The 6,234-nt window shown below is 35.5% G+C and carries 7 protein-coding genes and 1 pseudogene; 4 read left to right on the forward strand and 4 right to left on the reverse strand.

From position 1 onward, the window contains the following. From FTT84_RS16435 to FTT84_RS16450, 4 genes and pseudogenes are all read left to right on the forward strand, one after another. Window positions 1-99: pseudogene (locus FTT84_RS16435) on the forward strand (IS1 family transposase); the annotation flags it as partial. Continuing rightward, the gene (locus FTT84_RS16440; protein WP_227607606.1) at window positions 86-835 is read left to right on the forward strand and encodes a transcriptional repressor KorB C-terminal beta-barrel domain-containing protein; all 750 of its coding nucleotides are present in this window, start codon (window positions 86-88) and stop codon (window positions 833-835) included. The pseudogene FTT84_RS16435 and the gene FTT84_RS16440, both read left to right, overlap by 14 nt. Before the next feature lie 223 nt (window positions 836-1,058). Further along, entirely contained in the window at window positions 1,059-1,718 is a 660-nt protein-coding gene (locus FTT84_RS16445; protein ID WP_180041309.1) for a plasmid mobilization relaxosome protein MobC, read from the forward strand. Further along, on the forward strand, window positions 1,718-2,791 hold the full coding sequence (locus FTT84_RS16450; protein WP_104516576.1) for a relaxase/mobilization nuclease domain-containing protein: 1,074 nt from the start codon (window positions 1,718-1,720) through the stop codon (window positions 2,789-2,791). Before FTT84_RS16445 ends, FTT84_RS16450 begins: the two co-directional genes overlap by 1 nt. Window positions 2,792-2,836: 45 nt before the next feature. On the opposite strand, the gene FTT84_RS16455 is transcribed toward FTT84_RS16450, so the two are convergent. From FTT84_RS16455 to FTT84_RS16470, 4 genes are all read right to left on the reverse strand, one after another. Further along, window positions 2,837-3,772, reverse strand: a complete 936-nt coding sequence (locus FTT84_RS16455; RefSeq protein WP_015060294.1) for a hypothetical protein — start codon at window positions 3,770-3,772, stop codon at window positions 2,837-2,839. 71 nt (window positions 3,773-3,843) lie between these two features. After that, a complete protein-coding gene (locus FTT84_RS16460; protein ID WP_180009812.1) occupies window positions 3,844-4,182 on the reverse strand; it encodes a DUF192 domain-containing protein in 339 nt (112 codons plus the stop codon). Window positions 4,183-4,298: 116 nt separating this feature from the next. Then, complete coding sequence (locus FTT84_RS16465; RefSeq protein ID WP_180009810.1) at window positions 4,299-5,594, reverse strand: Y-family DNA polymerase; 1,296 nt, start codon at window positions 5,592-5,594, stop codon at window positions 4,299-4,301. Between the two features lie 24 nt (window positions 5,595-5,618). Next, window positions 5,619-6,146 carry a LexA family transcriptional regulator gene (locus FTT84_RS16470; RefSeq protein ID WP_180041311.1) on the reverse strand — a complete coding sequence of 176 codons (528 nt, stop codon included), beginning with the start codon at window positions 6,144-6,146 and terminating at the stop codon, window positions 5,619-5,621. Window positions 6,147-6,234: the final 88 nt, after the last annotated feature.

Below are 6,234 nucleotides of genomic sequence, written 5' to 3' on the forward strand. Positions count from 1 at the left end.
CGAGGCTTTAGGAGAAGCTGCAACTTCTCCAAAAAGCTTGAAAATCATTTCAAAGCCTTTGATTTAGTGTTCTTTTATATCAATAATGGATTCGTTTAATGCCAGCATACTTTTTGAAACACCACCGGAGAATAAAGAACGCCTTAACCATTCACCTATTGAGCTTGCACTTTTCATCCAAAAGAAAATTAAGCAAGGCGAGAAGAAAAACGTAATCGCTAAAAAGTTAAATGAAGATCCTGTTTTTATTTCTACTCACCTAGCTTTAGTGGATATGCCAGAGTGCTTATCTAAGGCTTATGATGCAGGTTTTAAATCTCCAAAGACTTTGTATGACTTACGCAAACTTTGGGAATCATTCCCTGAAGAAGTAAACGCTTGGGTGGATGAATCTTTAGAGAATGGTCAAGACATTATCAGATCGAAAGTACAGGCTCTATCTAAAAAGTTAAAAGAACCTAAGCAAGCTGAAGCGACTGAAGCAGATCCAGAATCAGAACCACAGGCGCAAGAAAGCCAAGAGCAAACCGCTATTATTGATGATAATGAATCTTTCAATTTTAATGGGAATGATCAAGCTGAAGCGACTGAAGAACTTGAAGTTAAAAAACTGATGGATCAATCGAACCAGAAAGAGCAGCCAGAAGCTAAAGAAGAAGATCCAGACAAAATCAAAAAACCGCTTTTAGTTGTTATTCATGACGGCAGACAAGCGAACCTGATGCTTAATAAAAAGCCTTCTTCTTTGGGTTTTGCATGGATCAAATACGAAGATGGAACAGAGGTATCCGTAGATTGCAGCAGCCTTGAAATCGAGTATTTACAAGAAGCCTAAACCTACCAATGGAAAAAGACCTTGCTAATGCAAGGTCTTTTTTTGGGCGGGTTTTCCCGACCACCTAGCTTGATTACCCTTAGTCATGACTAAGGAGAAAAGAGGGAAAAAAAGAAGATATATAATCTAGGGCAGGATAGGCAGTAGCCGTTAAAATTGCCATTTTGTCACCCAGTTGATAGAATGGGATAAGCAAAATATTACTTTGCTTATGGAATTAATCATGACTAAAGACAATAAAATCTTTTTCAGAGTTGATCGGGCAGTGCTTGATTGGTGGGAAGCAAAGTGTGAAAAACAGGGAATTAAGAAAGGCGCACCTTTCCAAAAAGCGTTAGAACTTTCTTATCAAAAAGAGAATGATCCTAACTTTTCAGGACAAGATTTTTCCTTGAATCTGGAAAAGGACTTAACCGAAAAAATCTATCAGTTAGCTAAGTTTGAAGAAGTAGATCCAGACGACTTGATCAAAAAAATGATCAAGGAAAAGTTATCTGAAATAGAAAAAACGCAAGACGTTATAGATGTATTTGAAAAAACATCACGCAAAGAATTACGGCTTAAACCAAGTTTGATGAAAGCCATTAATGAGAAAGCAGCACAGATCGGCATGAAACCGAATCAATATATCATTTCGGTTTTAACAGCTAATGTCACAAAAGATTCAATATTCTTTAGCCAGGAAGAAGCTCTTAAACTTGGCGAATCAAATAGTCAGCTTTTGGCGATTGGTAGAAACCTAAACCAAATGGCTAAGAATATGAATCAGGGTATTTATGAATCTTACGATAGAGAATTTGTCGAGCGAGTACATCAGCTAGTAAAAGCTCAAGTTAGGCATGTTTTCACTCTATTAGAGCGCAATAAAAAGAGGTGGGAATAATGGCTAACGGAAGCAGTAAGACTACCAGAGAAGTGCAAAGCACTTTGCTTGCTCATGGTGAGCAGCTACTTAACGGATCTAAAGTTAAGCGTGTTAATCAGACCCAAAGTTTAGATACTTTTTTAAATGATCTGTCTAAGCCTAAAAATGGATCTGGCCATTCAGCTAAATCAGCCCCTAAATCATCTCCAAATAGCGTTAAGGCAACTTTAAATAGAATCAGTAAAAAGACCCCTGAAGTAATGGTCAAGGTTACTGGTGGAGGTAATTCTATGGGGAAGGTGAAAGCCCACATGGGATATATCACACGGAATGGGCAATTAGAGGGAATTGATCAGGACGGAAATAAAGTTAATGGTAAGGATGATATAGAAGATACTGCTGAAGATTGGCAAATGTCAGGTACACCTATTTCTGATGAAGAATCTAAATATAAGCAGGCTTTTAATATTGTGTTATCTATGCCGAAAGGTACGGATGAAAAAGGCGTTTATGATGCTGCAAAAGAATTTGCAGAGGAACATTTTAAAGACCATAAATATATGATGGTGCAGCATACCTTTACCAATGACCCTTCAAAAGATCCAAGTGAAAACCCGCATGTGCATGTTGTTGTTAAAGCTGTTTCTGAAAAAGGTGATCGGTTAAATATCAGGAAGGCTGATCTTCAGGAATGGCGAGAAAGTTTTGCTGAAAAATTAAGATCCAGAGGGATTGAAGCGAATGCGACAAAACGTATAGCTAGGCTTCAAAAAAATAGAAGTGATAAGCAGTCAGTTAAACAAATGAAAGAGCAGGGCAAATCGTTTAAGCGATATGGTAAAAATAAGGCAAGTCCAGAACGTGTCCAGAAAGCTAAACAGCAAGAAAAAGAAGCATTGACGCATTACAAGGAAATTACTAAAGCTCTATCACAGTCACCAGATCCGCAAGATAGAAAACTAGCAGTTGATCTAGTGGACTATTTACGGAAACAGGTAGAAGTGAAAAAACCAACGCCACAGCCACAGATTCAACCTAATAAGCTAGATCTTCAACACGGAAAGAACAAGGGGAAAGAGCAAGACCGTTAATAATATAAGGGAAGGATAAGGCGCAATACTGTGCTTTAGTGCCCTTTAAAAATCCTTAATTTTCTGAGCGGGCATACCTAATTTAAACATCCTATTAAGCTCAAAAATTGCATATTTTAAATCTTTTTCAGGTATATGCTTAACATCAAAATATTCAATTTGGCCAAATCTCGCTTTATATAATGCAATTCGTTCTATTCTGTGTCGTTGCATCTGCACTGTTGACGACATAATTCGATCCATTAAATAGAATAAGTAATACGATGTGATCTGCATACTGTCTTTAATCATAAATCCATGATTTTTTGTACTTTTATAGTCATATAGTGTTTCATCAATACAAATATCTGCATCTATCCCCCCTAGTGCAACACGGATATTTGCAGAATATCTGGGATTGTATGTGATCAGACTATCAGGCTTAATAAGACCATTCTTAATGAATACATTATCAAAATTTTTGACTAGGGAAGATATATCTTCGTAAACCACGTTCTCCGTTGGTTTTAGTATGTCTTTCTTTGTTGCTACTGGTAGAAATCCAGATCGCCATAGATTTTCTAATTTAGCCAAAAGAATAATTCCACCAATAAATTCTTCATTTAGTTCTAAATCGTTTGATTTATTAGCTAGTAGAAAATCTATGTGATTTTGAATTTTTTTATACAATACCAAAATGCTTTTATTTTTCGTTTCCTCTAGAAAGCTGATAATTTTAGGTTGCTCAAATTCCTTAGCACTCAATTCAGTATTCGTGTAGTACGCACAAATTATTTTAGATAAGTAGTCAAATGCTGTACCAACCAAGCCTGAATCATAACTACTCGTTAATTTATGTTCACTCATAACTTCATAATTAGTAAAAGGAGGAATACCACTGTAAGTTTTGAAATCTTTTTTTTGGGGTGCGACACTTTTTATAATTTCTTTTACTTCCTTGCACTTAGGATCTGAAGATTTCAGTATCGACATTAAAGACATATTTTATACTCTTTATCCATATAGTTACTATTCAAACAATTTTAAAGATACTAAAGACTAGATTGAAAAATCTAAGTTTTTATTCTTTCTAATGCAAATTGAATCTTTTCTTTGGGGCAATACTGCTTTTTGGAAAACTTTTCCATTACAGCCGATCCAATAATTTTTTTATCTGTATTAAAGAAAAATATCTCTAAGTCATAAGGTACATTGACCATATTAAAACAGGTATAAATCGGCTTTTTCCACGTAAAGACTAAAGGCTTTAATGAAGGATTTTCTTTAAAACCTATTTCTTGATCATGCTCCCTATATAGGTACAGAGCCGTTAATTTTTTTCCATTAAAGCTAAACGTCTTTACTTCTTTATCTTGATCAAAGTAAGGGTTATAAACCTGTTTAAAGGCCATAACAGACACTACTATTAAAAGAGCTATAAACGCTGCATATTTTAATTTCAATTCCTGTTATTCCTTTTAGCCAGGTGGCAAGTCACATGCAAAAAAATTATCTTAGTCATGACTAATTATTTAACACTCATAAGTTGATCCCATTTAAAGTAATTGGGAGACAGCTTATTACGTGACATATTCCAATTTCTATCAGGTAGCATACTGGCACCTAATCCTATTTTTCTCTTACCAAATTTATTCTGTATATCATCGAGTGAATCCATAAGTTTATTACTTGATTCTATCTTGTTCATGTCCGTGAATAAGTCATAAATATGAGTGGCTTTAGGTTCAAGACAAGTGAGGATAACTCCACATTTTTTAAATCCAATATTCTTTTGGTATAGCTGATCAACCATTGAGGTAGCAATTTTAGAAAGTAATAAACTATTGTCTGATGGATCGGGTAAAGCGTAAGACAAAGATTTATTATAAAAAGGCTCAGAAGTATCAAATGGATTAGATTGAACAAAACTAATAATACAGCCACATAGTAAATTTTCACTTCTTAAACGGCTTACGGCATCCTGAACATAAAGCGTAATCGCTTCTTTAAGATCCTCACAGCTATAAACTTTCTGGCCAAAGGAACGGCTTGCTATTATTTGTTTTTTTGCTTTAGGACTTTGCTCAATTTCAATGCAAGAAATTCCCTGTAATTCTAATAGAGTTCTGTGCATGACTACAGAGAATTGATCTCTAATCATTAAGGGTGAAGCACAAACAAAATCTAGAACTGTATTAATGCTTAGGCTATTCAGCTTTTTAGTATGCTTTCTACCAATCCCCCATACTTCACTAACTTCTATAGATTGATATAAGCCCTCAATCGAACAATAGTCCATTGAAACAAGGTTACATACACCTTTTAAATAACTATTCTTTTTAGCGATATGATTAGCCATTTTTGCTTCTGTTTTAGTCCGTCCAATTCCAATACAGGCCGGCAAACCTAGCCAACGTGAGAGCCGATCCAGAATTAAATGAGCATAAGCAGTTAGATCATAATTTGAAGCATAAGCAGTTAGATCTAAAAAGCATTCATCAATCGAATAAATTTCTTGTTCTTGAGGTGTAACAAATTCAGCTAGGACTTTTATAAATCTGCGGGACATTTCCGCATATAGAGCATAATTACTCGAAAGGACTGTAATATTGTGCTGCTCTACAAGCTCCTTGAGTTGAAAAAGAGGTACACCCATCTTTATTCCTAAGTCTTTAGCTTCTTGTGAACGAGCCACAGCACAACCGTCATTATTAGATAATACGATTACTGGCTTATTATTCAGGCTTGGATTAAAGACACGTTCACAGCTTACATAACAGTTATTAATGTCTACCAAAGCAAAAATCTTATTTTGATTTTCCATGTAGATTAGACCAATAGGATTAGATTATTTATGTTTCCTAAATGGCTTAATGACAAAGGTCACTACACCCCATATTAATAATTCTTGGCAATCATTAAGGTGAATATCGTCATAATCTGGATTTTCAGCTTTAAGCCAACACTTATCACCTTCAATCATTAACCGCTTAACGGTGAACTCATTGTCAATTAAAGCAATAACAATATCTTCGTGTTTAGCTTCAAGACTACGATCCACTAAAAGCTCGTCATCAATTTCAATGCCTGCGTCACGCATGGAAAGAGAAGCTACTTTGACAACAAATGTTGCAGCTTCATTTTTCACAAGGTGTTCATTCATGTCTAAAGTTTTATCAATGTAATCTTGTGCGGGAGAGGGGAAACCAGCAGCTACTTTTTCTGAAGCTAAAGGAATACGTTTAAAGGTTGAAGGATTAATTAAAGTAATAGTAGCTACATCATTTAAGGTAGTCTTTTTATGATTCGCTAAAAACTTCTTAATCTCTACAATACGGGCACTGTTGCAAATAGTCGGTGGTGATAAACTTATCATCCCCTTTTGCTGATGGAGCTGCACATGAACCCATTCAAAGGCCGGCATTTTCAGCGTGACATCATTCTGTGGGCCGTACGCTGGTACT

This window comes from Acinetobacter sp. YH01019, assembly GCF_013420285.1.
GTDB classification, from domain to species: domain Bacteria; phylum Pseudomonadota; class Gammaproteobacteria; order Pseudomonadales; family Moraxellaceae; genus Acinetobacter; species Acinetobacter gandensis.